Source organism: Micromonospora sp. NBRC 110037 (assembly GCF_001652995.1).
Taxonomy (GTDB): domain Bacteria; phylum Actinomycetota; class Actinomycetes; order Mycobacteriales; family Micromonosporaceae; genus Micromonospora; species Micromonospora chalcea.
Map to the genome: position 1 here is coordinate 108,981 of NZ_BBVA01000008.1, position 25,518 is coordinate 134,498.

The 25,518-nt window shown below is 72.7% G+C and carries 22 protein-coding genes, 1 tRNA gene and 1 pseudogene; 8 read left to right on the top strand and 16 right to left on the bottom strand.

The features are described 5' to 3' along the window. Nucleotides 1-65 precede the first annotated feature (65 nt). From pknB to A4R25_RS22700, 7 genes are read right to left on the bottom strand one after another with little or no spacing between them, the layout of a single operon-like run. On the bottom strand, nt 66-1,901 hold the full coding sequence (gene pknB, locus A4R25_RS22670; protein WP_064447995.1) for a Stk1 family PASTA domain-containing Ser/Thr kinase: 1,836 nt from the start codon (nt 1,899-1,901) through the stop codon (nt 66-68). Continuing rightward, on the bottom strand, nt 1,898-3,295 hold the full coding sequence (locus A4R25_RS22675; RefSeq protein ID WP_064447996.1) for a serine/threonine-protein kinase: 1,398 nt from the start codon (nt 3,293-3,295) through the stop codon (nt 1,898-1,900). Before A4R25_RS22675 ends, pknB begins: the two co-directional genes overlap by 4 nt. A 1-nt stretch (nt 3,296) precedes the next feature. Further along, nucleotides 3,297-4,805: a penicillin-binding protein 2 gene (locus A4R25_RS22680; protein WP_064447997.1), complete on the bottom strand. Its 1,509-nt coding sequence runs from the start codon at nt 4,803-4,805 to the stop codon at nt 3,297-3,299. After that, nucleotides 4,802-6,292, bottom strand: coding sequence for an FtsW/RodA/SpoVE family cell cycle protein (locus A4R25_RS22685; protein ID WP_043327622.1), 1,491 nt, complete (start codon nt 6,290-6,292; stop codon nt 4,802-4,804). The genes A4R25_RS22680 and A4R25_RS22685 overlap by 4 nt, the downstream gene beginning before the upstream one ends. Before the next feature lie 28 nt (nt 6,293-6,320). After that, on the bottom strand, nt 6,321-7,766 hold the full coding sequence (locus A4R25_RS22690) for a PP2C family serine/threonine-protein phosphatase (RefSeq protein ID WP_064447998.1): 1,446 nt from the start codon (nt 7,764-7,766) through the stop codon (nt 6,321-6,323). Beyond that, complete coding sequence (locus A4R25_RS22695) at nt 7,763-8,248, bottom strand: FHA domain-containing protein (RefSeq protein ID WP_030500489.1); 486 nt, start codon at nt 8,246-8,248, stop codon at nt 7,763-7,765. The genes A4R25_RS22690 and A4R25_RS22695 overlap by 4 nt, the downstream gene beginning before the upstream one ends. A gap of 6 nt (nt 8,249-8,254) precedes the next feature. After that, nucleotides 8,255-9,043 carry a DUF3662 and FHA domain-containing protein gene (locus A4R25_RS22700; RefSeq protein WP_026267912.1) on the bottom strand — a complete coding sequence of 263 codons (789 nt, stop codon included), beginning with the start codon at nt 9,041-9,043 and terminating at the stop codon, nt 8,255-8,257. A 209-nt stretch (nt 9,044-9,252) separates the two neighbouring features. Between A4R25_RS22700 and A4R25_RS22705 the strand changes: the two genes are divergently transcribed. The 4 genes from A4R25_RS22705 to A4R25_RS22720 all read left to right on the top strand — a co-directional run bounded on the left by A4R25_RS22705 (nt 9,253) and on the right by A4R25_RS22720 (nt 12,018). Further along, nucleotides 9,253-9,338: transfer RNA gene (locus A4R25_RS22705), tRNA-Leu, on the top strand. Between the two features lie 71 nt (nt 9,339-9,409). Further along, the gene (locus A4R25_RS22710) at nt 9,410-10,519 is read left to right on the top strand and encodes an NAD-dependent epimerase/dehydratase family protein (RefSeq protein WP_064447999.1); all 1,110 of its coding nucleotides are present in this window, start codon (nt 9,410-9,412) and stop codon (nt 10,517-10,519) included. Further along, complete coding sequence (locus tag A4R25_RS22715; protein ID WP_064448000.1) at nt 10,516-11,322, top strand: WecB/TagA/CpsF family glycosyltransferase; 807 nt, start codon at nt 10,516-10,518, stop codon at nt 11,320-11,322. Before A4R25_RS22710 ends, A4R25_RS22715 begins: the two co-directional genes overlap by 4 nt. A gap of 93 nt (nt 11,323-11,415) precedes the next feature. Next, entirely contained in the window at nt 11,416-12,018 is a 603-nt protein-coding gene (locus A4R25_RS22720; RefSeq protein WP_064448001.1) for a hypothetical protein, read from the top strand. Here the strand turns inward: A4R25_RS22720 and A4R25_RS22725 are convergent. The 3 genes from A4R25_RS22725 to A4R25_RS22735 form a co-directional block, all read right to left on the bottom strand. Further along, on the bottom strand, nt 11,986-12,384 hold the full coding sequence (locus tag A4R25_RS22725) for a hypothetical protein (RefSeq protein ID WP_043327626.1): 399 nt from the start codon (nt 12,382-12,384) through the stop codon (nt 11,986-11,988). The two genes, A4R25_RS22720 and A4R25_RS22725, sit on opposite strands and share 33 nt — an antisense overlap. Before the next feature lie 136 nt (nt 12,385-12,520). Continuing rightward, complete coding sequence (locus A4R25_RS22730) at nt 12,521-12,742, bottom strand: DUF397 domain-containing protein (RefSeq protein WP_043327627.1); 222 nt, start codon at nt 12,740-12,742, stop codon at nt 12,521-12,523. Next, nucleotides 12,712-13,593: a helix-turn-helix transcriptional regulator gene (locus A4R25_RS22735; RefSeq protein WP_043327628.1), complete on the bottom strand. Its 882-nt coding sequence runs from the start codon at nt 13,591-13,593 to the stop codon at nt 12,712-12,714. The genes A4R25_RS22730 and A4R25_RS22735 overlap by 31 nt, the downstream gene beginning before the upstream one ends. A 610-nt stretch (nt 13,594-14,203) precedes the next feature. On the opposite strand from A4R25_RS22735, the gene A4R25_RS22740 reads away from it, so the two are divergent. Then, complete coding sequence (locus tag A4R25_RS22740) at nt 14,204-14,491, top strand: hypothetical protein (protein ID WP_030500482.1); 288 nt, start codon at nt 14,204-14,206, stop codon at nt 14,489-14,491. Nucleotides 14,492-14,588: 97 nt separating this feature from the next. Then, on the top strand, nt 14,589-15,041 hold the full coding sequence (locus A4R25_RS22745; protein WP_157539149.1) for a hypothetical protein: 453 nt from the start codon (nt 14,589-14,591) through the stop codon (nt 15,039-15,041). Nucleotides 15,042-15,065: 24 nt separating this feature from the next. Here the strand turns inward: A4R25_RS22745 and A4R25_RS22750 are convergent, their stop codons facing one another. Together A4R25_RS22750 and A4R25_RS22755 are read right to left on the bottom strand one after the other, a co-directional pair. Continuing rightward, on the bottom strand, nt 15,066-15,911 hold the full coding sequence (locus tag A4R25_RS22750) for a PASTA domain-containing protein (RefSeq protein ID WP_082931106.1): 846 nt from the start codon (nt 15,909-15,911) through the stop codon (nt 15,066-15,068). A gap of 98 nt (nt 15,912-16,009) precedes the next feature. Then, nucleotides 16,010-16,675: a PASTA domain-containing protein gene (locus A4R25_RS22755; protein WP_064448002.1), complete on the bottom strand. Its 666-nt coding sequence runs from the start codon at nt 16,673-16,675 to the stop codon at nt 16,010-16,012. A 105-nt stretch (nt 16,676-16,780) separates the two neighbouring features. Between A4R25_RS22755 and A4R25_RS22760 the strand changes: the two are divergent. Then, a pseudogene (locus A4R25_RS22760) lies at nt 16,781-17,998 on the top strand (hypothetical protein); the annotation flags it as partial. 403 nt (nt 17,999-18,401) lie between these two features. Here the strand turns inward: A4R25_RS22760 and A4R25_RS22765 are convergent. Both A4R25_RS22765 and A4R25_RS22770 read right to left on the bottom strand, forming a co-directional pair. After that, nucleotides 18,402-19,880, bottom strand: coding sequence for a hypothetical protein (locus A4R25_RS22765; protein WP_043327630.1), 1,479 nt, complete (start codon nt 19,878-19,880; stop codon nt 18,402-18,404). Between the two features lie 252 nt (nt 19,881-20,132). Continuing rightward, the gene (locus tag A4R25_RS22770) at nt 20,133-20,714 is read right to left on the bottom strand and encodes a YceI family protein (RefSeq protein ID WP_043327631.1); all 582 of its coding nucleotides are present in this window, start codon (nt 20,712-20,714) and stop codon (nt 20,133-20,135) included. A 101-nt stretch (nt 20,715-20,815) separates the two neighbouring features. On the opposite strand from A4R25_RS22770, the gene A4R25_RS22775 reads away from it, so the two are divergent. Next, nucleotides 20,816-21,307, top strand: a complete 492-nt coding sequence (locus A4R25_RS22775) for a MarR family winged helix-turn-helix transcriptional regulator (protein WP_043327632.1) — start codon at nt 20,816-20,818, stop codon at nt 21,305-21,307. A 263-nt stretch (nt 21,308-21,570) separates the two neighbouring features. On the opposite strand, the gene A4R25_RS22780 is transcribed toward A4R25_RS22775, so the two are convergent. Both A4R25_RS22780 and A4R25_RS22785 read right to left on the bottom strand, forming a co-directional pair. Then, nucleotides 21,571-24,162 (bottom strand): helix-turn-helix domain-containing protein, encoded by a 2,592-nt coding sequence (locus A4R25_RS22780; protein ID WP_064448003.1) that lies wholly within the window; start codon nt 24,160-24,162, stop codon nt 21,571-21,573. A gap of 101 nt (nt 24,163-24,263) precedes the next feature. Continuing rightward, a complete protein-coding gene (locus A4R25_RS22785) occupies nt 24,264-25,412 on the bottom strand; it encodes an acyl-CoA dehydrogenase family protein (RefSeq protein ID WP_043327634.1) in 1,149 nt (382 codons plus the stop codon). Nucleotides 25,413-25,518 lie beyond the last annotated feature (106 nt).

Consider the following 25,518-nt stretch of genomic DNA (forward strand, 5'->3'; position numbering starts at 1 on the left):
GCTGGGACGGGCGCGGCGGCGGCCCCGGGATCGGGGACACCGCCGCGTCGTCGGTCAGGTGATGCTCAGCGTTCGGTACGGCTGGGCGCGATGGTCGGGAACGGGATACCACTGCCGCCGCCGTTGCCGCCGCCACCGCCCGGCGTGGTCGGCGTCGTGCTGGGACTGCCGCTCGGCGTCGGGCTGGTCGGCTCCTCGTCCTCGCGCGGCACGTCGACCTCGATGGTCACCCGCTCGCCCTTGGCCAGCTTCGTCTTGCCGGCCGGCGACTGTTTGCTGACCTTGCCCGCCTGGGACGGATCGACCTCGTTGCCCTCCCGGACCCGGACCGTGTAGCCGGCCTCCTTGAGCTGTTGTGTCGCCTGCTCCTCGGTGTAGCCGATGACGGTCGGCACCTCGCCGACGTTGCCCTTGGAGACCTTGAGCGTCACCTTGCTGCCCTCGGCGACCGAACTGCCCTCGGTGGGCGAGACGGAGATGACCTGACCCTCCGGCGCGCTGTCGTTGACATCCTCGCGAACCGGAACCAGCTCAAGTTCCGTCAGTCGGTCCTTCGCGGCGTTGTAGGTACTGCCCTTCAGCCCGGTGGGGACGGTCACCTGGCCCGGGCCGGTGCAGACCTTGACGGTGACCTCGGTGTCCTTGTCCACCCGCTGGCCGAACGTCGGGCTCTGCTCGACCACCGAGCCCTTCTCGCAGGTGGTGTTCTGCACCGGGTCGCCGGTGCCGTACCGCAGCCCGGCCTGGGTGAGCGCGGCCTTCGCGTCGTCCGCCGACCGGCCCACCAGCTGGGGCACCGACACCTTCTCGTTGCCGGCCTGGTTGAGCCAGAGCGCTGTCCCCAGCGCGATCACCGCGAGCACGCCGAGCGCGGCGAACGCCGCGATGACCCAGGACGAGCTCTTGCGCTTGCCCGGGTCGCCGACCCGCGCCACCGGCTGCGGGCGGGTCTGCGGGCCCATCATCTGGGTCTGCTGCGCCTGCTGGTAGCCGCCCGCGGCGGCGCCCATCGGCATGGTCTCCTCGGCCGGCATCACCGGGGTGGCCAGCACCGGCCGGCCGGCGGCGGCGCGGAGCAGGTCCGCCCGCATCTCACCGGCGCTCTGGTAGCGGTTGAGCGGGTTCTTCGACAGCGCCTTGAGCACGATGGCGTCGACCGCCGGGTTGACGTCCGGGTTGATCGTGCTCGGCGTCGGCGGCTGCTCCCGCACGTGCTGGTACGCGACGCTGACCGGGCTGTCGCCGACGAACGGCGGGTGGCCGCAGAGCAGCTCGAACAGCACGCAGCCGGCCGCGTAGACGTCGGAGCGGGCGTCGACCGCCTCGCCGCGCGCCTGCTCGGGAGAGAGGTATTGTGCGGTGCCGATGACCGCGCTGGTCTGCGTCATCGTGGTGGCGCCGCTGGCCAGCGCCCGGGCGATACCGAAGTCCATCACCTTGACCTGGCCGGTCTGGGTGAGCATCACGTTGCCGGGCTTGATGTCCCGGTGGATGATCCCGTGCCGGTGGCTGAACTCCAGCGCCGCGCACATGTCGGCGCAGATCTCCAGCGCCCGGCGCGGCTGGAGCCGCCCCTCGACGCCGAGGACCTCCTTGAGCGTCCTGCCGTTCACGAACTCCATCACGATGAACGGCAGGGTTTCGCCCGTCGGGCCGGTTTCCTCACCGGTGTCGTAGACGGCGACGATGGCCGGGTGGTTCAGCGAGGCGGCGTTCTGGGCCTCGCGGCGGAACCGCATCTGGAAGGTGGCATCCCGGGCCAGGTCGGCACGGAGCATCTTGATCGCGACATCCCGCCCGAGCCGGAGGTCGCGGCCGCGGTGCACCTCGGCCATGCCGCCGTAGCCCAGCAGCTCGCCGACCTGATACCTGCCACCGAGCAGGCGGGCCTGCGCTGTCATCGCGTGTCTCGTCCTTCGCTCGTCGTCGTACCGCCGTCGGCCGGCAGGAGGCGTACCTCACGACGGTACGACGTGCGGACCGGATAGTCGCCTCCGTGCGGCCGCACCGCGCCGGAGGTCACGCTCACACTCGCCGGAGCGGATGCGGTAGCACCGTATTTCCGGTACAGGAACGAAATCACGCCCGAACAGAGGATGACCAGTACGGCCACCACGATCGCCGTCGTCCAGAGCCCGGACCGGGAGCGCCGGGGCGGCGGCGGGGCGGCCGGGCGCGCGTACGGCATGGGGTTGTGCTGGGGCACGGGCCGCTGCGGTACGGGTGCCGCGCCACGCGGCGCCACCGGCGGACGGGGCATCGGGGCCGGGTGGGCGATCACGGCCGGGCGCGGCGTCACCGGCGGGCGGGCCGGCGAGACGGGCGGACGGGCCGGGGAGACCGGCGGCCGGAGCTGCGGATGCGCGGCGGCGGCCGGGGGCTGCGGTCGGGGTGCGGTCGGCACCTGCGCACGTGCGACGGGTGCGGCCGGTGAGGCGGGCGCGGCCGAGATGGGCCGGCCGGCGCGGGCCGCCTGGGAGAGCGCGAGCTTGGCCTGCCGGGCGATGCTCGCCAGCGCGGCGGCGCTGGGCCAGCGGGCGGAAGGGTCCTTCGCCATGGCCCGCTCCACGATGGCCCGGACCTGCGGCGGGATGTCGGCCGGAAGCGCCCGGGGCGTCTCCCGTACGTGCTTCATGGCGATTTCGAGCGGGTTGTCCCCCTCGAAGGGGCGCCGGCCGGCGAGGCACTGGTACGCGACCACGCCGAGCGCGTAGACGTCCGAGGCGGGCGTGGCCACCGCGCCGGTCGCCTGCTCCGGCGAGATGTACGAGGCGGTGCCGAGCACCGAGCCGGCGGCGGTGAGCTGGCCGACCAGCTCGGAGCGGGCGATGCCGAAGTCGGTGAGCACGAGCGTGCCGTTCGGCCGGACCAGCAGGTTGCCGGGCTTCACGTCACGGTGCACGATGCCCTTCTCGTGCGCCGCGTGCAGCGCGTCGGCGGCCTGGGCCAGCAGCGCCATGGTCCGCGCCGGGGTCAGCCGGCCGACCCGGCTGAGCGTGGCCGACAGCGCGTCGCCCTCGACGTACTCCATCACCAGGAACGCGATGTGCTGGTCGCTGCCGAAGTCGTAGACGTCGACCACGCCCGGGTGGTTGATGGTCGCCATGGTCCGCGCCTCGCCCCGGAACCGCTCGGCGAAGCCCGGCTCGTCCAGCAGCGCGGGGAGCAGGCTCTTGACCGCGACGGTACGGCCCAGCACCTGGTCGGTGCCGCGCCACACGTCGCCCATGCCACCGCTGGCGATCCGCTCGTCGAGGCGGTAGCGGTTGCCGAGCTTCACCCCCGGGCTCAGCACGTCAGCGCCTCCCGGAGTCCGCGATGGCCGCCGCCATGATCCGGCCGGCGATGCGGGCCGCCTCGGCGCTGCCGCCGTTGCCCGCCTGCTCCAGCTCGACGCAGACGGCGGACAGCGGCGTGCCGTCCTTGTCCAGCGCGAAGCCGATGAACCAGCCGTGGTCCGGGGTGTTCGGGCCGGACTGCGCGGTACCGGTCTTGCCGCCCACCAGGTAGCCGTCGATGGCGGCCCGGCGGCCGGTGCCCTCCTTCACCACGTTCTGCATCATGTCGCGCAGGTCGGCCGCGACCTGACCGCTGATCGGGCGGCGCAGCTCGCGCGGCTGGGCGGGGTCGTAGACGGTGGTGCGGTCCGGCCCGAGCAACTGCTTGACCAGGTACGGACGCATCTGCTTGCCGTCCTTGTTCGCCACCGCGGCAGCGATCAGCGCGCCCTGCAGCGGCGTCATCCGCACGTTGTTCTGGCCGATCGACGACTGGGCGAGCGCCGCCGGGTCGGTGCTGCCGTCCGGGTTCTGCATGTCGCCGGTGCGGCTGGCCGCCACCGGCAGGCCACCCTCGCCGAGCTGGCCGACGGTGAGGTCGTCCTGCTCGAAGCCGAACTGCTTGGCCTTCTCCTTCACCTTGTCCGCGCCGAGCCGTACGCCGAGCTGGGCGAAGCCGGTGTTGCAGGACTCGGTGACCGCCTCGCGCAGCGTCACCTGCGACTCGGGGCAGATCGACGGCGCGGCGTTGCGGATCGGCTGCCCGGCGCCGGGCGCGGTGTAGCTGGAGCCGGCCGGGATGCGGGTCTGCTGGCCGACGCCGTTCTCCAGCGCGGCCGCCGCCATGATGATCTTGAAGGTGGAGCCCGGCGGCAGCGTCTCGGACAGCGCCCGGTTCGCCAGCGGCCGGTCCTTGTCCTTCTCCAGCGCGTTGTACGCCCGGTCCGCCTCGGTGCTGTTGTGGCTGGCCAGCGGGTTCGGGTCGAAGCTCGGCATGGAGACCAGCGCCTGCACCGCGCCGGTACGCGGGTCGATAGCGATCGCCGCGCCCTTCTTCGCGCCCACCTGGTTGTCGTTCAGCTGCTTGTACGCCGTCTCCTGGGCCCGCTTCGACAGCGTCAGCACCACGTTGCCGCCACCGGTCTCGTCACCGGTGAACATGTCCTTGATCCGGTTGGCGATGAGCGCGTCGCTGGTGCCGGCGAGGAAGTCGTTCTCCACCCGCTCGATACCGCTCGCGCTGCCGTTTACCGGCTTCCAGCCGAGCACGTGCGCGTACATCTCGCCGCCCGGGTAGGTGCGCTGGTACTTCAGCTCACCGCCGGTCTCCTTGCTGAGCGCGTACGCGGTGCCGCCGACCTCGATGTTGCCGCGCTTGCGGTCGTACTCGGCGACCTGGACCCGGCCGTTGTAGTCGCTGTTGCGGTATTCGTCGGCCTTGTAGGCCTGGATCCAGTTCAGGTTCGCGAAGAGGAGCCCGAACAGGACCATCACGACCACGCCGACGCGGCGCAGGGGGGCGTTCACGGTCGGATCACCTCCGTCGGGGCGCCGTGCAACTGCTCGGGTGGACCACCGGACGGCCGGGCCGCCGGGCCGCCACCACCGGTCACCGGTCGGCGGGCACCGTCGGAGACGCGCAGCAGCACCGCGATCAGCAGCCAGTTCGCCATCAGCGAGGAGCCACCGGCGGACAGGAACGGGGTGGTCTGGCCGGTCAGCGGGATGAGCTTGCTGATGCCGCCGACGATGACGAAGACCTGCAGGCCCAGCGTGAACGCCAGGCCACCGGCGAGCAGCTTGCCGAACGAGTCCCGCACCGCCAGCGCGGCGCGCAGGCCCCGCTCCACGATCAGCAGGTAGATCACCAGCAGCGCGGAGAGACCGAACAGGCCGATCTCCTCACCGATGCCGGCGAAGATGAAGTCGGTCTGCACCTCGGGCAGCAGCGTCGGCTGGCCGCCACCCGGACCGGCCCCGAACAGACCGCCGGTGCCGAGCGTGAGCAGGCCCTGCACCAACTGGTAACCCCGGTCGTACGGCTCGGCGAACGGGTCGAGCCAGATCTGCGCCCGGTCGTAGAAGTTCGCGAACGGGCCGCCCACGGTGCTGCCCAGCACGTACGCCAGATAGGCGCCGCCGAAGAACAGGATCAGACCGATGAGCAGCCAGCTGACCCGCTCGGTGGCGATGTAGAGCGTCACCACGAACATGCCGAAGTAGAGCAGCGAGGTGCCCAGGTCCTTCTCGAAGATCAGGACCAGGAGGCTGACCAGCCACACCACCAGCACCGGGCCGAGGTCGCGCCCGCGCGGGAAGTCGATGCCGAGCACCCGCCGGCTGGCGAGCGAGAGCACCTCACGCTTGCGCACCAGGTAGTAGGCGAAGAACGTGAGCAGGGCCAGCTTGGCGAACTCGCCCGGCTGGATGGAGAACCCGCCGAACTTGATCCACAGCTTGGCGCCGTTGATCTCGGAGAAGCGGCTGGGCAGCACCGCCGGGATCATCACCAGCACGATGCCGGCCAGGCCCAGCGTGTACGCGTACCGGGACAGCGACCGGTGGTCGCGCAGGATCGCCAGCAGCCCGGCGGCAAGCACCACGGCGGCCAGCGTCCAGGCGAGCTGCCGGCCACCGGTGCCGGCGAAGATGGCCAGGTCCTCCCGCTCCGCGGGCGCGGCCTTGGCCAGGTCGTACCGGCGCAGGAAGCCCACGCCGATGCCGTTGAGCAGGGCCACCGCCGGCAGCAGCGCCGGATCGGCGTACGGCGCCAGCCAGCGGATCACCAGGTGCAGGCCGAGGAAGACCAGCCCCAGCGCGGCGGCCGGGATCCAGAAGTCGGACGTGATCGTGTCCAGCGCCTTCGCCTCGACCATCGCCGCGTACGCCGCCACGAGCACCATGGCGAGCAGGAGCAGGGACAGCTCGGCGTTACGCCGGGACCGGGCCAGGCGTACGCCGGACTGCTCGCCCGTCGAAGCGGGCGAGGCGGCCGGTACGGCGGCTGCGGTCACGGATACGTCCTCGGGATCGAGCCGGCACTCACTGCGGCGACCGGCAACCCGCCGGATCGGCCGGCGGAACGGTGTCGGAGGGAACGGCGTCGGGCGTGGTGGTGAACGTCGGCGTCGGCGCGTCGGGGGTGGGCGTCGACGCGCCCACGGGCGGCGTGGACGGGAGCGGGCTGCCGCTCGGCGGGGGCAGCGGGTCGGTGGTGGCCACCGGCGTCGGACTGGTCACACCGGGCGTCGGGTCGGGCGGGCAGAGCGGCTTGAGGTTCGGGTTGCCCGGGTCGTCGCTGGTCAGCTCCGCCAGCCGGCGCTCGGCGTCCGGCTCGTTGCGGGCCTGGATACCCTGCTTCACCCGCTCCTGGGCGGCCAGCGTCAGGTCGTCGAGCCGGGCGTCGCTGCGCTCGTGCACGTTCGACAGGTCCAGCCCGGCGACCTGGCCGGGCACGCCGCGGAAGACCGCGAGCTGGCCGTCGTCGGTGGCGCCGACGTAGTACTGCCGCTGGGTGTACGTCCAGCCGCCGAACACGCCGCCGCCGACGATGACCGCGAGCGCCAGCACCATCGCGACGGTGCGCAGCGGTCGGCGGCGCCGGCCGTCGGGCTCGTCGTCGCGGTTGTCCGCCGGCTCCTCGGGGACGGGTGGCCGGGGCGCGGACAGCGCCGAGGCGCGGGCGGCCGGGGTGGAGTCGTCGGCCGAGGTCGCCATGCCGCGGTCCCGGGCGGCGGCGCCGCCCACGATCGGGGACGCCTCGACGATGTCCTGGTCGGTGGCGTCGGCGATGATCACGGTGATGTTGTCCGGGCCGCCGCCGCGCAGCGCGAGCTGCACCAGGCGTTCCACGCACCGCTGCGGGTCGGGGTACTCCCGCATGGTGTCGGCGATGGTGTCCGCGCTGACCACGCCGGAGAGCCCGTCGGAGCAGATCAGGTAGCGGTCGCCGGGCAGCACCTGCCGGACGCTGTACTCCGGGTCGATGTCGCGGCCGTCGAGCGCCCGGGTGAGCAGCGAGCGCTGGGGGTGGCTGCTCGCCTCCTCCGCGCTGATCCGGCCCTCGTCGACGAGCATCTGGACGTACGTGTCGTCCTTGGTGATCTGCGCGAACTCACCGTTGCGCAGGAGATAGGCCCGCGAGTCACCGATGTGGACCATCCCGAGCTTGCTGCCGGAGAAGAGGGTCGCGGTGAGCGTGGTGCCCATCCCCTCCAGCTGCGGGTTGGCGTCCACGGTGTCGCGGAGCTGCTGGTTGGCGGTGCCCACGGCGGAGCGGAGCGCGTCGACCAGGGCGTCACCGGGGACGTCCTCGTCGAGCGGCGCCATGGCACCGATGACGATGTTGCTGGCGACGTCACCGGCGGCCATGCCGCCCATGCCGTCGGCCACGGCGAGCAGCCGCGGTCCGGCGTAGACGGAATCCTGATTGCCGTCTCGGATCAGACCGCGGTCGCTGTGGGCCGCGTAGCGCAGGGTCAGAGTCATGGCCGTAATTCGAGGGAAGTGCGGCCGATCCGGATCGGCACGCCGAGGGGGACGGGGGTTGGTCCGGTGACCTTAGCGCGATCGAGATAGGTGCCGTTAGTCGATCCGAGGTCCTCGACGTACCACTGCCCCTCACGGGGCACCAGCCGGGCGTGTCGCGCCGAGGCGTAGTCGTCGGTGATCACCAGCGTCGAGTCCTCCGCCCGGCCGATGGTGATCTGGGCCTCGCCGAGCGTGATCCGGGTGCCGGCCAGCTGGCCGGCGGTGACCACGAGCTGGTGGGCGGCCCGGCCGCGCTTGGCCTTCGCCGGCTTCCCCGCCTGCCCGGTCGACGCGCCGATCCCCCGCGGCGCGGCCACCAGGCGGCCCGACCGGGCGCCCGCGAACAGGTCCCGGCGGATCACACCGACGACCGTGAACACGAAGATCCACAGCAGGATGAGGAACCCGAACCGGGCGACGGTGATGACGAGCTCCGGCAACGGGGATCAGCCGTCCACGCGGAAGGTCAGCGTCGTGGTGCCGAGCTGGATCATGTCGCCGGGGTTGAGGGCGACCGCCGAGACGCGCTGGCCGTTGACCATCGTGCCGTTCGTGGAGCCCAGGTCGGTCAGCACGACCTGCCCGCCGTCGAAGTCCAGCCGGGCGTGGCGTCGCGAGATGCCGACGTCGGGCAGGCGCAGGTTGGCCTGGTCGCCGCGGCCGATCACGGTCGAGCCCATCTGGAGGGGGTAGGTGCGGCCGTCGCCGGAGACCAGGCGGACGTTGCGGCCACCGCCGTGACCGGGCGGAGGGCCGTAGCCGCCGCCCTGGTCGTACGCCGGGTACGCCGGGCCGGCGTCGTAGCCGCCGGGCGCGGAGACCGGGGCGACGTCCCCGCCGGTGTAGACCTCGGCGGTGACCCGGAACATGCCGGTGTCCAGGCCCTCACCGCGCTCGACCTCGACGATCACGTCGCCGTAGACCGTCCACGCCTGCTCGCCGATGAACTCGGCCTGCGACTGCGCCAGCTCCTGGGCCAGCGCGGCAGCGTACGGCGCCAGCCGACTGTGGTCGTAGGGCGAGAGATCGATCACGTAGCGGTTGGGCACAAGGGTGCGCCCACCGGCCAGGATCGCCTTGTGCGCCTCGGCCTCCCGCTGCATGGCGTTGAGGATCTCCACGGGGTGGACCACCCCTTTGAAGACCTTGGCGAAGGCCCCCTCGACCAGGCCTTCCAGACGCTTCTCGAAGCGTTGCAGCACGCTCACCGGCTCCTCCTCGGGTCCCGAGGCAATGATGGTATCCGGACACCGCCTCCGCAGCTCACACGCCGCTCGGCCGGCTGCCGTCGGCCCGTTCGTGACCAGGCCCGCGGACGTGCTAAAGTTTCGCCCGCCACGAGCGGTGATCGTTCGTGGCGTGGCCAGTGGACAGCGTAATATGTCCCGGCACCCGTCGCAGATGGCGGGCGCGGGATGCGATATGGTGTTCCGGGTCGTGCCACGGGGATGTGGCGGAATGGCAGACGCGCACGGTTCAGGTCCGTGTGTCCGAAAGGACGTGGGGGTTCAACTCCCCCCATCCCCACCAGAACAAGGGCTCCGCAGACAGCGGGGCCCTTGCTTCGTATCGGGGCGTTTCGGACGTCACGCTATGCTCCGATGGTTTCCCTGCCTCCCACGGACCAGGAGTGGCGTGTGACTGTCGCGTTGGTGACCGGTTCCGGCGGTCTGATCGGCTCCGAGGCGGCCCGGCACTTCGCCGGACTGGGTCTCGACGTGGTCGGCATCGACAACGACATGCGGCGGTACTTCTTCGGCGAGGACGGCTCGACCGCCTGGAGCCTGGACCGGCTCGCCGCCGACCTCGGCTCCGCGTACACCCACCACGCCGTGGACATCCGCGACCGGGACGGCCTGGAGCAGGTCTTCAAGCGGTACGGCAAGGACATCGCCGTGGTGATCCACAGCGCCGCCCAGCCGAGCCACGACTGGGCCGCCAAGGAGCCGTTCACCGACTTCGACGTGAACGCCGGCGGCACGCTCAACGTGCTGGAGTACACCCGGCGGCATGCGATCGACGCGCCGCTCATCCACTGCTCCACAAACAAGGTGTACGGCGACCGGCCCAACTCGCTGCCGCTGATCGAGCTGGAGACCCGCTACGAGCTGCCCGAGGACCACCGCTGGTACGACGGCATCACCGAGGACATGTCGATCGACGAGTCGCTGCACTCGATCTTCGGCGCCTCGAAGGTCGCCTCGGACGTGATGGTCCAGGAGTACGGCCGTTACTTCGACATGAAGACCGCCTGCTTCCGGGGCGGCACACTGACCGGCCCGGCGCACTCCGCCGCCGAGCTGCACGGCTTCCTGGCGTACCTGATGCGCTGCGTGATGGAGGGCCGGACGTACAACCTCTTCGGCTACAAGGGGAAGATGGTCCGGGACGCGATCCACTCGCACGACGTGCTCACCGCGTTCGAGGCGTTCTTCCGCGAGCCGCGCTCGGCCCAGGTCTACAACCTCGGCGGCGGCCGGCACTCGAACACCTCGCACATCGAGGCGTTCCGGATCGCCCAGGAGATCACCGGCCGCGAGGCCCGGATCAACTACGTCGAGCAGGCCCGCACCGGCGACCACCAGTGGTACGTCAGCAGCATGGCCCGCTTCGAGGAGCACTACCCGTCCTGGAAGATCACGTACGACGTGCCGATGATCCTCCGCGAGATCTACGAGGCCAACGTCGACAAGTGGGTGCCGAAGGCATGAGCGCCGGGACCAAGCGCAACGTCCTCGGCGTCGGGGTCGACGCGACCGACTACGCCCGGGCCACCGAGGCCGTGGTCTCGGCCGCGCACGAACGCCGCCCGCTGGCGCTCACCGCGCTCGCCGTGCACGGCGTGATGACCGGCGTACTCGACCCGGCGCACAACGCCCGGCTCAACTCGTTCGACGTGGTCACCCCGGACGGTCAGCCGGTGCGCTGGGCGCTCAACCTGCTGCACGGCGCCGGGCTCACCGACCGCGTCTACGGCCCGGAGCTGACCCTGCGGGTGCTCGCCCGGTTCGCCGAGGAGGGGCTGCCGGTCTATCTCTACGGCTCCACCGAGGAGACGCTGTCCCGGCTGGTCCCGGCGCTGGAGCGCAAGTTCCCCGCGCTGAAGATCGCCGGGGTCGAGCCGTCCAAGTTCCGCGCCGCCACCCCGGGCGAGGACGCCGAGATCGCCGACCGGATCCGGGCCAGCGGCGCCCGCCTCGTCCTGGTCGGGCTGGGCTGCCCGCGCCAGGAGGTCTTCGCGTACGCCATGCGCCCGCTGCTGGACATGCCGCTGATGGCTGTCGGCGCGGCGTTCGACTACCACGCCGGTCTGCTGCGCAACCCGCCACCGTGGATGCAGCGCGCCGGGCTGGAGTGGTTCTGGCGCCTCGGCCTGGAGCCCAAGCGCCTGTGGCGCCGGTACGTCATCCTCAACCCGGCCTACCTGACCCGGCTCGCCGCCCAGAAGACCGGGCTGTGGAAGGCCACCCCGCCGGCGCCGGCCACCACCCGACCGGCCACTTTCGACGTCTGACCCGCCCCGACGACCCCTACGGGCCCGGATACGGGACGAACCGGGGTGCCGTCCCGGATTCGGCGAACGTCGAAACGGGCAAGGCTGAGGGGCATGGATGACCGTCTCGCCGTACTGCTTCCCGTCGCCGCCGTCTGGCTCGCCGCCGGACTGGTCGCGGAGGGCCTGCCCGGGCTCGACCGCGCCCGCGCGCTGCGCCGGCGTACCGGATGGTTGTCCGCCCTGGTGCTGACCGGCCTCGCGCTCACCGCGGCGGTCCTCGCCGCGGGCCTGCAGAGCGCCGGCGACACCGCTGTGGACCGGGCCGCCGCCGCGCTCGGCCTCGCGGCGGCGCCGGCGGCCGTGGTGGCGGTCTGCACGGTACGGCGGGTCCGGCGGCTGCGCTCCGGCGCGGGCGCGTTCGCGGCGGCGCCGGGAACGCCCGCCCCGCACGGGCTGCGCGCGGCCGCGGCGCATCCGCTGATCGCGCTGCCGTTGCAGGCGACGGCGCTCGCGGTGCTGGTGGCCGTGCTGCCGGCGCTCGGCGTCGACCTGCTCGCCGCGCCCGGAGTGGCCGGCCCGGTGATCACCGTCGCGGTGCTCGGTGTGTGCGCGATCGGGGTACGCCACGCGCTGCGGCACAACCGGCTCGCCGAGCAGGCCATGCCGGCGGCCGAGCCGGTGTCAGCGCGACCGGCTCGCGCCCTGCACGTATAGCAGTTCCAGGATCGCGCGGGTCGCCTCGAACCAACGGTCCAGCCAGCCGGGCGGAGGGACGCTGCCCTTCGGCGGCAGTTCCATCAGCAGACCGCGCAGCAGCGGATGGTCCACCAGGGACTCCTGCTGCTCGATCGGCCAGCCGCTCGGCGGGAACGACGGCTCGGTGAGCGGGTTGGGGTCCAGCGACGGCAGGGACAGCGGCGTCGCGGCCTGCTCGGGCACGCCACCCTCGCGGGCCTCCTCGCCGTCGCCGGAGACCACCTCGGTGAGGACGGTGTCCCGGCGGGCGCCGCGGTACTTGCCACCGAACCGCTCGGGCTTGCCCGGGCCGCTGGTGAGGTTCTCTGAACCGATCGTCGTCATCCGTCTCGCCTGCCTCGTTCGGTTGCCGATCCGTGCGGTTCAACGAGGCGGATCGAAACTGGCGACGGGTGCGGCGTCCGGACGCGAATGGTCCCGCCCGGCAACGCTGCCGGACGGGACCACGCTGCGGTGCCGGTCAGCTCCGGCCGAACGCGCCGCCCCGGGCGCGGGCGACGAAGGTCTGCCAGTCGTCCGGAGCGAAGATCAGGGCCGGGCCTGTCTTGTCCTTCGAGTCCCGGACCCCGACCGCCCCGGTCACGTACGCGACCTCCACGCAGTTGTCGCAGTTCGGCCCGCTCTTCGAGCTCTTGAACCACGTCGCCTGCGTCAGGTCCACGGGGAACTCCTTGGTCGCCATTTCCACAGTGGCTCCTCTGCCAGTTTCGCGATATGTGCGATGGATTCCTCCGGGCGTATGGCCGCTGCTCGAATGTGATCGAAGATGAAGCTGTACTTCTGCAGTTCGTCGCTCTTCTCCAGGAAGAGCCCACCCGTGGCGTTCTCCGCGTACACGACATCGGGATCACTCGGCTCGGGGAAGCTGAGGATCGTGAAGGTGCCGTCCATGCCCGCGTGCGCGCCCACCTCGAAGGGCAGGACCTGCACTGTCACGTTCGGCAGTTCAGCCACCTCCACCAGCCGCTTGAGCTGACCACGCATCACCGCGTCGCCGCCAACCGGCCTGCTCAGCACCGCCTCATCGAGCACCACCCACAGATCGACCGGATCGTCCTGCGTCAACAACGACTGACGGCCCAATCGGACACGCACCCGTTGGTCTACTTGTTCGGCGGTGAAGTCCGGCCGGGCCGCCCGGATCATCGCGCCGGCGTACTCCTCGGTCTCCAGCAGCCCCGGCACGACCTGCTGCTCGTACGCCCGGATGGAGCTGGCCGCGGCCTCCAGGCCGACGTACGCCCCGACCAGCACCGTGCTGTACGGATGCCACCAGCCCTTCTGCCGGGCCTCACGGGCGATCTGCACCAGCTCGTCGCTCTCCGCGCCGACGACTCCGTAGATACGGAGCATGTCGCGCACGTCGCGCGGCGTGGCGGTGGTGTGGCCGGTCTCGATCCGGGAGACCTTCGACGCCGAGCACTCCAACTGCTCGGCCACCGCTTCTATGGTGATGCCCGCGGCCTCGCGCTGCCGGCGGAGTTCCGCCCCCAGCCGGCGCCGCCGGATGGTGGGGCTGCGCCGTTCGGTCACGGCATCTCCTCGGCTCGCGACTGCGTCACAGTCACCCGGCTACCTCCGGTCGGTCGCGCCCCGATTCCGCACCCACCGCGGGCGCGACCGGCGGGCGGCGGGCGAGCGTTCGCGGCAGGGGTGGTGCCGGTCGTCGACCGGCCGCGACGGGCGAAACCGGCGTCCAGTGTGACGCCCCGATACCTGACGCTTCAAGTTTCCCGTTCACGTGTCCTCCTCACCTATCCGCAAAACACGACGTGCAACTTGCATGTCGCACGTCGCTGTAGCACTCTGTCCGTATGGCACGGGTTACTCACCGTCTTCGAACGATCTCCGGGCGTGGTGACACCGCGGTCCGTGGGACGGCCGGAGGGGAGCCGTCCCGCGCCGTGCGACCTGCCCCGGAATGAAGACCCCGTCGCTGCAAGCCAGCTTGGCTGCGGCGGCGGGAGCGGTAACCGGGAGCAGCCGGGTGATGGTCGGGTGGCGGTCCGCCACCGCGGGTACGGCCCGACCAGCACCGCCAAACGACCGCCGGTCCACGAGGCAGACCCCCGTCACCGGACCGCACCGACCTCGTTCAGCCTCGCCGGTCCCGACGACCGGCCGACCCTCCCCAGGAGCCCATGTGCTTCCCCGCTCCGGTGACGTACTGCACGTGACGCGCGCGGCGAGTGTCCAGTTCTTCCGACCGATCATGTTCCGGGTGATCCGGATTCTCGACTGGCCGACCTACGACGGTTGGCTCTGGCTCGACGGCTACGAGTTGAACGCGGCGGGGGACGCGGTCAACCGGCGGTCGATCTTCGTACTCGAAGAGGGGTTGCAGCAGGTCCACGCTGCGCCGGTTCCCCGGCAGCACACCGTCCGGACGGCCCGCCGCCCGGTGGTCCGGACTCCGGTCCGGGTGGGCTGACCTCACGATTCCGGGTCGGGAGGGCGTGCCGACGCCATAGAATCGGTACGCCCACCCCGGCATGTTCCACCCGCGCGCCACGGACCCTGAACCTGGGATGGTCATGGTCAATCTGCCCGCCGCGCGGCGGCACCACCGGTCCCGTGTCGGCTATGCCCTCGGGCTGTTCGCCTTCCTCGTCGTGGCCACCGCGCTCGCGCTCGTGGTGCGGCACCCCGCCTTCTCCGCCACCCAGCAGCTCGCCGAGCCGGTACCGGCCCCGGAGATCACCGTGGCCGGTGAGGACGGCCGAGCCGCATCCGGCGAGGACGCCCGGGCGGCGGCCGGCGAGGACGACGGCTGGTCTCCCACCGACCCGTCGCAGGACGAGGACGATCCGGAGGCCGACGCGCCGCCCGCGGGCACCGGAGGCGGCGAGGGGAAGCTCGCCGAGCGGCCCACCGACCCCACCGACGACCTCAGCCGGTCGCTGTTCTACTCCGGCCTGCTCGGGCTCGCCATCTCCCTCGCCGGCCTCGGGCTGGTCGGCGCCCGCCGGCGTCAGTGGTGAACGTTCCGACGCCGGTCGTGGACGTCAGGGCGTGGTGGTGGTCGCCGGGGCGGAACCCGGCGAGCTCGGGCCGGCGGTCGGCGGCGCAGGTACGGCCACCACGATGGTGACCCGGTCGTCCTCGCCCACCGGGTAGCCGGCCTCCGGATCGGTCGAGATCACCGTGCCGGCCGGCCGGTCCGACGCCCGCCGCTGCACCCGGTAGTCCACGTCCAGCCGGTCGAGCGCCGCCCGGGCGGCGGCCTCCGGCAGCCCCACAAGCGGTGGCATCGGCACCTCGACCGCCTCGGTCGTGGGTGGCGTGCTCGGCGGGGAACTGCTCGGCGCGGCGCTCGTCGGGGCGGCACTGGTCTGCGCCGAGGTGCTCGGCACCGCCGACGGCACCGTGCCCGGATCCGAGTCCCGGTCGGCGGCACGCAGCGCCAGCCACACGCCCGCCCCGATCAAGCCCAGCAGGAGCAGCGCCAGGATGCCCAGCAGGATCGGCATCCACCAGCGGCGTCCGGCCTGCTCGTCGCCGTACCACTCGCCCCCGGGCTCGGGATAGCCGGCCGGTCGCGGCGGCGGCACCCCGGCCCGGCCGGACCAGGCGCCCACCGGCTCCTGCGGTGCGGTGGCGTCCAACGGACGCCGCGACGGCCCGCCGGGCAGCGGACGGGTTGCGTCACCGCCCGCGTCCGGCGGCATCGCCCGGGTCTCGTCGCTCCCGGCGGCATTGCGCGGCATGGCGCGGGTCGCGTCGACGTCCTCTCCGCCCGAGTCGCGCGGCATCGCGCGGGTGGCGTCGGCGTCCTCCCCGGCCGGATGCCGGGGCATGGCGCGGGTCTCGTCCGCGTCACCGGCGGGAGGATCCTGACGGTCGTCGCTCATGGCACGTCCTTTCCCCACCGGGACGGGGCGCACGGCCCTCGATCGTCCACCGTAACGGGCCACCGCCAGGTCGGCCGGGATCAGCGCGCCCGCGCCGGTCAGCCAGTCGGCGACGGGGTGGCGGACGGCGACTCGGACCGGGTGTCGCCGCAGGTCAGCACCACCTGGTCGTTCCACCGCGCCGGGCTGCCCGCGACCGGCTCCTGTGTCGTGACCGGGCCCTGGCGACCAGTGCCGTAGCGGGGATAGAGCCCGGCGTCCACCAGATCGTCCGCGGCGTCGGAGCAGGACAGCGCACCCACGTCGGGCACGCTGACCGCCGGAGCCGGTCCGGTCACGAACAGGGAGACGGTGACGCCGCGCTTCACCGGCGTACCCGGCGCCGGGGAGGCGCGCTCCACCGAGCGTCCGGCGCCGGTGCCGAAGACCAGTCGCCAGCCGAGCCGGCGGTCACGCAACTCCCGGCGGGCCTGCTCGAAGTCGACGCCGACCACCTCGGGCACGGTGAGCCCGGCGGGCGTGCTCGTCCGCGTACCGGTCGGGGCCGTGGTCGCGGGAGGCGTGGTGGCCGGCGCGGACGTCGAGGCGGTGACAACCGGCGTGGCCTCGCCGGAGGCGGCCGGACGGTCCGGGTCGCCGGCCAGGATCCAGCCGGCGCTGCCCCCGATCACCGCCAGCAGAACCACTGCCAGGCCACCCCCGAGGAACAGCCGGGCCCGTCCCGGGCCGGTGCCGTCGCCGTCCGATCGCCGCTCGTCCGTCATGTTCCCCCGCCCCCGCTCATCGACGACCGTATCCACCGCTGCCAAACGGTCACGGCGTGTCGCCACGACTCGCCGCGCCGACCTCGGGACGTTACGCTCCCCGGCATGGTCAGTCGGGGCTGGGGAGGATCGACCGCCGCCGCGCTCGGCGTCGCTGCCGGCGCGGGCGCCGCGCAGCTCGGTTTCGGGTACGGGTTGGGCATCATCAACTGGGCGCCGACCGGCGCGGTACGGATCGAGGCGGCCTGGGTGGCGAGCCTCGCGTGGGCGACCTGGATCGCGGCGACCTCGGTCATCGCCGGCGCGGTCTGCGCCCAGCGCCTGCGGGGCCGGGACGACGAGTCGCAGGGCCGGCCGCCCCGGTTCGTGCTGGTGCTCGCCGCAGCTGTCGGCGCGCTCGTCACCGTACTGCTGGTGGCGGTGCCGGCGCGCGCGGCCCAGGTGCCGGACGTATCAGAGCCGCAGACCGTCGCCGCCGCGTACGCGGGAGCCGGACTGCTTCTCGGGATGCTGCTCGCCACCTGGGCGCTGCACACCCGCGCCGCCGCCACCAACCTCATCGCCACCTCGGGCTGGCTCTGGCTGCTCGCCGTCGTGTCGGTGGTCGACGGGGTGATCGCCGGCCGTGGCCTGACCACCGCCCAACTCGGCATCTGGCAGATCAGCGCGGACCGAGGCGCGTTCTGGATCCGCGACTACTTCTACTGGCCCGGCGCGCTGCTGTCGGTGCTCTCCGCGCTCGTGATCGGCGTGCTGGCGGCCCGGCGCGCGGCCCGCGCCGCCGAGGTACGGGTCGGCGCGGCCGCCTCCGGAGCGGCCGGACCGCTGCTCGTGGCACTGGCGTACCTGCTCGCCGTACCGCGGCTCGCCGGGATCGCCGCCGAGCAGTTGTCGGCCCACCTGATCGCCCCGTACGCGGTGATCGCCGGTGTCGGCGGCTCGATGCTGACGGCCGCGCTCGCCCAGCGCGCCGAGCGTCGCGCCGCCGAGCGGGTCACCGTTCCGCGCCAGCGCACCGGCGAGCCGGACCCGGTCGTCGGCGAGGCCGACCCGGCGACCGGCGACCCGGCCTCGAAGGACGGGCCGTCGGAGCCGGCCGGATCCGCGTCGGACCCGTCCGGCACGTCGTCGGCGGGCAGCTCCGGTGAGCGCTCGTCGGGTGTGTCGCGCCGGCGCTCGACCGGATTGTTCGGGGCGCGGAAGGCCCGCCCGTCAGCGGCAGATCCGTCAAGCCCGTCAGCGGTCGGCACGTCGGGTCCGTCGGCGGCAGATCCGTCGAGCCCGTCAGCGGTCGGCCGGCCAGCATCGGACCGGTCAGCGTCGGACCGGTCGGCGGACTGGGCGGCCGGGACGGACAAGGCACCGGACACCTCGGCCGGCACGCGTGAGGCGACGGCCGCAGCCGAGCCTGGCGTAGCCGTCGGCCGGACCGGAACGGAGAAGGGCCGTGCCACCCGGTCGGCTACCGGCCGTCGGGGTCGGGCCGTCCCGCCGCAGCGCCAGCCCGAAGCCCTGGACCACCCGCAGACCAGCCAGGACGGTCCCTCGTCACGTTCAGACAAGCCCTCGTAGTACCCCGAGGCTCCTCAGCGCTCGCCCGAATCCCGCCCACTCCCATCGATCTTGGAGTTGTGGTGCCTCCCAAACCGCCCAACAAGGGCATCCGAGGCGCCACAACTCCAAGATCGGCGAGGCGGGGGGCGGGAGGGCGGGGGCGGGGGCGGGGTTAGTCGGCGGGCCAGGTGTGTACGGGCTCGTTGCTGCGCTGGAGTTCGGCGTAGCGCTTGACCATGTGGTGCAGGGCAGCCTCGCGGTCCAGGCCGCGGTGCCGCTCGGCCGCCCACACCGTCTCGGTCTGCCAGACCGCGCCGTTGCGGCCGGTACGGCAACGGCCCTCGATCACGCCCAGTAGGCGGTCCCGCTCGGCCGGGGCGACGCCGAACCGGTCCAGCCCCTGCTCGGCCACCGGGAGCAGCGTCTCGAGGACGAGCTTGGTCACCGGTACGTCGCCGAGGCGCGGCCAGTGCAGGACCGCCTCGATGCCGCGCCGGGCGGCGGCGTGGAAGTTCTCCTCCGCCGAGCTGAACGTCAGCTGGCTCCAGATGGGACGGTCCGCCTCGGCGAGGCCGCGGGCCAGCCCGAAGTAGAAGGCCGCGTTGGCGAGCATGTCCACCACTGTCGGGCCGGCGGGCAGCACCCGGTTCTCGACCCGCAGGTGCGGGCGGTCGTTCATGATGTCGTAGACCGGCCGGTTCCAGCGGTAGACGGTGCCGTTGTGCAGCCGCAGCTCACCGAGCTGGGGCACGCCCCCGGCGTGCAGCACCTCGACCGGGTCCTCGTCCTCGCAGATCGGCAGCAGCGGCGGGAAGTAGCGGACGTTCTCCTCGAACAGGTCGAAGATCGAGGTGATCCAGCGCTCCCCGAACCACACCCGGGGGCGTACGCCCTGGGCCTTCAGCTCGTCGGGACGGGTGTCGGTGGCCTGCTGGAACAGCGCGATCCGGGTCTCCGCCCAGAGCTGCCGGCCGTAGAGGAACGGCGAGTTGGCCCCGACGGCGACCTGGACGCCGGCGATCGCCTGGGACGCGTTCCAGTAGTCGGCGAAGCTGTCCGGCGCGACCTGCAGGTGGAACTGGAGGCTGGTGCAGGCGGCCTCCGGCGCGATCGAGTCGGTGTGCGTACGCAGCCGCTCGACGCCGTTGATGTCCAGCTCGATGTCCTCGCCCCGGGCGCCCACGATCTGGTCGTTGAGGACGCGGTACCGCTCGTTCGTGGAGAGGTTGTCGGCGACCAGGTGGCGTTCGGTGAGCGTGGGCAGGATGCCGACCATCATGATCGTCGCGTCGGACTTGGCGGCCCGCTCGTCGGCGCGGCTGAGGCTGCTGCGCAGGTCCTGCTCGTAGTCGGCGAAGCCGCTGCCCTCGATCAGCCGGGGCGACGCGTTCAGTTCGAGGTTGAACTGCCCCAGCTCGGTCTGGAACAGCGGGTCGGCGATGTCGGCCAGGATCTGGTCGTTGCGCATGGCGGGTTCCGCGGCGGCGTCGATCAGGTTCAGCTCGATCTCCAGCCCGGTCATCGGCCGGTCGGCGTCGAAGCCGAAGTCGTCGAGCATCAGTGCGAAGACGTCCAGGCAGCGCCGGACCTTCTGCCGGTAGCGGACCCGATCCTCGCGGGAGAAGGCGCCCTGGTCGACGTCTCTGCCCATGTGTCCTCCCGACGCCGGTGCGACGGAACCGTACCGTTCCGCAACGCATTGTGAACCATTCACGTGGTGCGCGTAAGTGCGCCCCGTCCGCAGCCCGCTGTACGGGCGGCAGATCTGCACCTGTACCCCGTCGGCACCCCCACCAGCGCCGTCGGCCGGAGAACATCGGGTGACGATTCGCACCCGCTGCGCGTACACCGGAAGGGCCCGCACCGTCGGCGGACGGTGCGGGCCCCGCGGGCCTGGCCGGGCTCAGCCCTGGCGGATGGCCTCACCCTCGATCTCGATCTTGACCTTGCGGCCGACCAGGACGCCGCCGGTCTCCAGCGCCACGTTCCAGGTCAGGCCGAAGTCCTCGCGGTCGATCTCGGTGGAGGCGGAGAAGCCGAAGATGTCCTGCCCGAAGGGGCTGCGTCCGACGCCCTCGAACTCGACCTCCAGCTCGACCTGACGGGTCACGCCCTTGATGGTCAGCTCGCCGACGAGCACGAACTCGTTGCCGTCGCGGGACTTCACCTCGGTGCTGCGGAACTCCAGCGTCGGGTACTGCTCGACGTCGAGGAACTCCGGGCTGCGCAGGTGCGCGTCGCGGTCCGCCTGTGCGGTGTTGATGCTGGCGGCCTGGATGCTGGCGGTGACCGTGGACTGCATCGGGTCGTCGGCGATGGTGATGGTGGCGGTCGCGTCGGCGAACTCACCGCGTACCTTGCTGACCATCATGTGCCGGGCGACGAATCCGACACGCTTGTGCGCGGCATCCAGAAGATAGGTGCCGGGGGTGGGGATGGTGAGACCCTCCCAGTCGCGGGTAGTCGCCTCGGTGCTGCTGGTCATGGTGCTCTCCTCCGGGGAAAACGGTTTAGTATCCCAACGACTGACTGAGCAACTATAGCTACAGCAATATTCCCTGTGTCAAGTGTTGCTAGGATGGTGGCGTGGACCAGAACGTGTTCGACGATCCCCGGATCACCGCCGTCGGCCTCCTCGTCGAGGCGCACGCCGGGCTCTCCGCCCGGTTCGCCGCCCAGTTCGACGAGCACGGCCTCTCCCCGGTCGAGTTCGAGGTGCTCACCCGACTCGCCCGCTCACCCAACAACCAGCTGCGGATGACCGACCTGGCGGCGCAGACCTCGCTCTCCACCAGCGGCGTGACCCGCGTGGTGGACCGGATGGAGCGGGACGGGCTGATCCGCCGGCGCGCCTGCCCGTCCGACCGCCGCAGCTCCTTCGCGGTGGTGACCGCAGCGGGCCTGAGCCGGCTGGACGCCATCCTTCCCGGCCACCTGCGGATCATCGAGCAGTGGTTCACCGGCCAGCTCGACCCGAGCCAGCTCGACGGGCTGCTGGACGGGCTGCGCCGGGTCCGGGACGCGGTCCACCCGGGCGCCACGGCCGGCAGCACCGAGCCGGACGAGGACGCCGCCTGACAGTCCACTGCCGACGGTCCACAGCTCCACTATCCGCCGATTGATACCGGCGGGTCACCGGCAGAATGACCGGCAGAACCGCTCAAACAGTCGGGCAAAAGTGCGCGAATGCCCCCATATCTCTTGCAGCCCATCGGTAGTCTTCCCGCAGCGGGGGGCACCGGGGGGTGCTGGCGCGAGCGTCGAGCGAGGGGCAGCACCAGGGGGCTACTTCGTTCGCGCCACCCCCGCGCCCTCCGCCTCCTGGCGCACGCGGCCGCTGGTCAGCGTGCCTTCTGACGCCGGGCCGCCAGGGAGAAGAGCAGTTCCTCCTCCTGCGGCAGCAGGCTGACGCCGGTGGCCCGCCGAGCGGCGTCCAGGCGGTCCAGCACGGCCGGGTCCCCGCTGCTGACCGCCAGCCCCACGAGCGCCTCGACCAGGTCGCGCCGGCCCGCGCCGCCCGCCGCCGCGTCGGCCGCCGCCGAGAACCACTCCACCGCCAGTTCCCGGTCCCCCCGGCGCAGCGCCACGTGCCCCTCGATCAGCCCACGCAGCGCGTCCTCGGCGCGTGCGTCCGCCACCGCGCCGGGTGGATTCAGGCTCTCCATGACCGGCGGCCGACGCTGGCCCGGCACCGCACCCGAGGGCCACAGCTCGGCGGCCGCGGCCAGCGCCTCGTCGCCCCGGCCCTGGCCGGCGAGCGCCAGCGCGACCTTGCCGACCGTCCGTCGCTGTCGGCGGGGATCGCCCAGCTCGGCGAGCGCGGTCGCCACCCGGCGGCCCTGCTCGACCGCCTCCGCGTACCGGCCCTCCAGACGGGTCAGCTCGGCCTGATCGGCCCGCGCCAGCAGGCGCAGGCGCCGGTCGCCGCACTGCGCCGCCAGGCGGTCCACGGTGGCCAGCCGCCGCCGGGCGTCGGCCAGCCGCGCCGCGCGTACGTCGTGCCAGGTGAGGTGCGACTGGGCAACGGCCATCTCGCGTACCCGGCCGTGGCGGGTGGCCGTCGCCAGCGCGGCCTCGGCCTGCTCACGGGCCTCGTCGTGCGCACCGAGCCCGCGCAGCAGCACGCAGAGAACGGACCGGGCCGACAGCTCCCCGACCACGTCACCCGCCTCGGCGAAGATGACGAGCGCGGCCCGGGCGGCCGGCAACTCCTCCGCGCCCGCGCCGTGCTCGGCGGCCAGCCGGGCCGCGCCGAGCATCGCCCAGGCCCGCAGCGTGGACCGGGTGCCGGCGGTACGCGGATCGGCCAGCAGCCGCCGCAGCCAGCGCCGGCCGGAGACGTCCCGCCCGCGCAGCCGCCACCACCGGGGCAGCGACGCGGCCAGCAGCAGCGCCGTCTCCGGCGCATGCTCGGCGGCGTACGCGAGGGCGGCGGTGATGTCGCTCGTCGCCTCGTCGAGCAGGCGTACCGCGCCGGACAACTGTGCGCCCACCAGCCCGGGCGCGGTGCGGTGGACGAACCTGGCGATCACCGCGGCGTGCCGGAGCCGGATCCCGGCGGTCTCGCCCTCGACGTCGGCCTGCTCGGCCGCGAAGTCACGGACCGCGTCCAGCAACCGGAACCGGAACGGGCCGGTGCCCCGGACGCTGAGCAGGCCCAGCTCGCGCAGCCGGTCCAGCATCGGCGCCGCGTCCCACCGCTCGCCGCCACCGGCGAGCAGCTCCCCGGCGAGCAGCCTCCCGGCGAGCAGCTCCTCGGCCAGCTCGACCGACCAGCGGTTACGGAACGCGGAGAGCCGCCGCAACGCGGCCCGGTCGGCGGGCGCGAGCAGGTGGTAGCTGCTGGCCACCGCCTCGCGCAGCGTCACCGTGCCGGCCGATCGGTCGGCGGCGGGCTCCCACCCGGGACGGGCGCCGGTCAGGTCCAGCACGCGGTCGCCGTAGCGGTCGAGCAGTTCGGTGACGTCGAGGATGCGTCCCCGAGCCGCCATCAGCTCGATCGCCAGCGGCAGCCCGCCGAGGCGGCGTACCAGCGCGGCGAGCGCCGGCAGCTCGGCCGCCGTGGGTGGTTCGCGGCGGGCCTGGGCGAGGCGGGCGGCGAACAGCGCCGCAGCGGGCCAGCGATCCAGGTCGGCCCGGTCGGCGGGCGCGGCGTCCGCCGGTGGCACGTCGAGCGGCGCGACCGGGCGGACCAGCTCGCCGGGCAACCCGACCGGGCGGCGGCCGGTCACCAGCACCCGGAGATCCGGCGCGGCGGCGGTCAGGGCGCGAAGCGCCCCGGCCACCGGCTCGGGCGCCCGGTCGACCGCGTCGACGACCAGCAACGCCGGCCGGCCGTCGAGCCGGCAGGCGAGGTCGGCCAGCCGGTTCACACCGAACACCGACGCGGACGCGGCGAGCACGTCGGCGACGTCCGAGCCCTCCCCGACCAGCACCCCGCTGACACCGCCCGGGTGCCGGGCCGCCACCGCGTGCGCGACAGTGACGGCGAGCGCGGTCTTGCCGACCCCGGCGAGCCCGACCAGGCTCACCACCGGGTGGGCGTCGAGCAGACCGGACACCTCGGCCACGTCCCGGTCGCGGCCCACCAGGGGTACGGGCTGGGGCAACGCGACCGGCGCGGCCGACGGTCCGGCGGCTGCGGTGTCGGGGAGGCGGGGTCCGGGCCGGGCCGGCGTGGGCCGGGCGGTGGCGACGAACTCCCGCCGGTCGTCACCGGCCAGGCCGAGCGCGTCGGCCAGCAGGTCCACTGTGGTGCGCTGAGGGCGGACGGCCCGCCCTCGCTCCAGATCGCGGACCGTCCGCACGCCCACGCCGGCCCGGCCCGCCAGCTCGGCCTGGGTCAGGCCGGCGGCGAGCCGGTGCCCGCGCAACAGATCGGACAGACCGGTGCGACCGCCTGGGCTCCGCGCACCGTCATGATCCGGAGTCATGGGCACGAAGAGTACGGATCGACTCCGACGCTCCACAGCCCATCGTCACCCACCCGACCGTCCCCTGCCGTTATCCGACAGGATGCGGACGAGTGCGCCTCTCACATGCCGAGGTCACGGGCGATGATCATGCGCTGCACCTCGCTGGTGCCCTCACCGATCTCCAGGATCTTGGAATCGCGCCAGAAGCGGGCCACCGGGTACTCGTTCATGAAGCCGTACCCGCCGTGGATCTGCGTCGCCTCGCGGGCGTTGTCCACCGCGACGGTGCTCGCGTGCAGCTTGGCGATCGCCGCCTGGCGCTTGAACGGCTCACCGGCGAGCATCCGCGCGGCGGCGTCGTAGTAGGCCAGCCGGGCGGTGTGCGCCTTCATCTCCATGTCCGCGATCTTGAACTGGATGGCCTGGTAGTTGCCGATCGGCTGACCGAACGCCTGGCGCTCCTTGGCGTACTTGATCGACTCGTCCACGCAGCCCTGGGCCAGGCCGACGGCGAGCGCCGCGATGGCGATCCGGCCCTCGTCCAGGATGCGCAGGAACTGGGCGAAGCCCCGGCCGCGCTCGCCGAGCAGGTTGGCCGCCGGCACCCGGCAGTCGTCGAACGTCAGCTCGTGCGTGTCCGACGCGGTCCAGCCGACCTTCGAGTAGCCGGGCGCGACGGTGAAGCCGGGCGTACCCGACGGCACGATGATCGTGGACAGCTCCTTGCCGCCGTCCGGCCGCGTACCGGTGACTGCGGTGACGGTGACCAGCGCGGTGATGTCGGTGCCGGAGTTGGTGATGAACGCCTTCGAGCCGTTGATCACCCACTCGTCGCCGTCCAGGACCGCCCGCGTCCGGGTGCCGCCCGCGTCCGACCCGGTGCCCGGCTCGGTGAGCCCGAACCCGGCCAGCGCCTCACCGCTGAGCAGCTTCGGCAACCACTGCGCCTTCTGCTCCTCGGTGCCGAACCGGTAGATCGGCATCGCGCCGAGCGACACCGCGGCCTCCAGCGTGATCGCCACGCTGGAGTCGACCCGGGCCAGCTCCTCCAGGGCCAGGCAGAGCGCGAAGTAGTCGCCGCCCATACCGCCGTGCTCCTCCGCGAACGGCAGCCCGAACAGGCCCATCTTGCCCATCTGACGGACGATCTCGTACGGGAAGGTGTGCTGCTCGTAGTGCTCGGCGATGGTGGGCGCGACCACCTCGCGGGCGAATTCCCGGACGCTCTCCCGCAGCGCCTGCTGCTCCTCGTCGAGCCGGAAGTCCATGTCGATCCTCCTGGAAAGGGCGGGCCGCCGGGCGCTCGTGACGCCGTGAGCGGCTGAAGCGTTAGGAGGGGCCCCTTTACATGCACCAGGCGTTAAGAGGGGGCCC

Coding starts and splice junctions, on each gene's coding strand:
- pknB (WP_064447995.1), bottom strand. CDS start 1,901: ATGACAGCGCAGGCCCGCCTGCTCGGTGGCAGGTATCAGGTCGGCGAG.
- A4R25_RS22690 (WP_064447998.1), bottom strand. CDS start 7,766: ATGACTCTGACCCTGCGCTACGCGGCCCACAGCGACCGCGGTCTGATC.
- A4R25_RS22710 (WP_064447999.1), top strand. CDS start 9,410: ATGGTTTCCCTGCCTCCCACGGACCAGGAGTGGCGTGTGACTGTCGCG.
- A4R25_RS22715 (WP_064448000.1), top strand. CDS start 10,516: ATGAGCGCCGGGACCAAGCGCAACGTCCTCGGCGTCGGGGTCGACGCG.
- A4R25_RS22720 (WP_064448001.1), top strand. CDS start 11,416: ATGGATGACCGTCTCGCCGTACTGCTTCCCGTCGCCGCCGTCTGGCTC.
- A4R25_RS22725 (WP_043327626.1), bottom strand. CDS start 12,384: ATGACGACGATCGGTTCAGAGAACCTCACCAGCGGCCCGGGCAAGCCC.
- A4R25_RS22730 (WP_043327627.1), bottom strand. CDS start 12,742: ATGGCGACCAAGGAGTTCCCCGTGGACCTGACGCAGGCGACGTGGTTC.
- A4R25_RS22745 (WP_157539149.1), top strand. CDS start 14,589: ATGGTCATGGTCAATCTGCCCGCCGCGCGGCGGCACCACCGGTCCCGT.
- A4R25_RS22750 (WP_082931106.1), bottom strand. CDS start 15,911: ATGAGCGACGACCGTCAGGATCCTCCCGCCGGTGACGCGGACGAGACC.
- A4R25_RS22755 (WP_064448002.1), bottom strand. CDS start 16,675: ATGACGGACGAGCGGCGATCGGACGGCGACGGCACCGGCCCGGGACGG.
- A4R25_RS22765 (WP_043327630.1), bottom strand. CDS start 19,880: ATGGGCAGAGACGTCGACCAGGGCGCCTTCTCCCGCGAGGATCGGGTC.
- A4R25_RS22770 (WP_043327631.1), bottom strand. CDS start 20,714: ATGACCAGCAGCACCGAGGCGACTACCCGCGACTGGGAGGGTCTCACC.
- A4R25_RS22780 (WP_064448003.1), bottom strand. CDS start 24,162: ATGACTCCGGATCATGACGGTGCGCGGAGCCCAGGCGGTCGCACCGGT.
- A4R25_RS22785 (WP_043327634.1), bottom strand. CDS start 25,412: ATGGACTTCCGGCTCGACGAGGAGCAGCAGGCGCTGCGGGAGAGCGTC.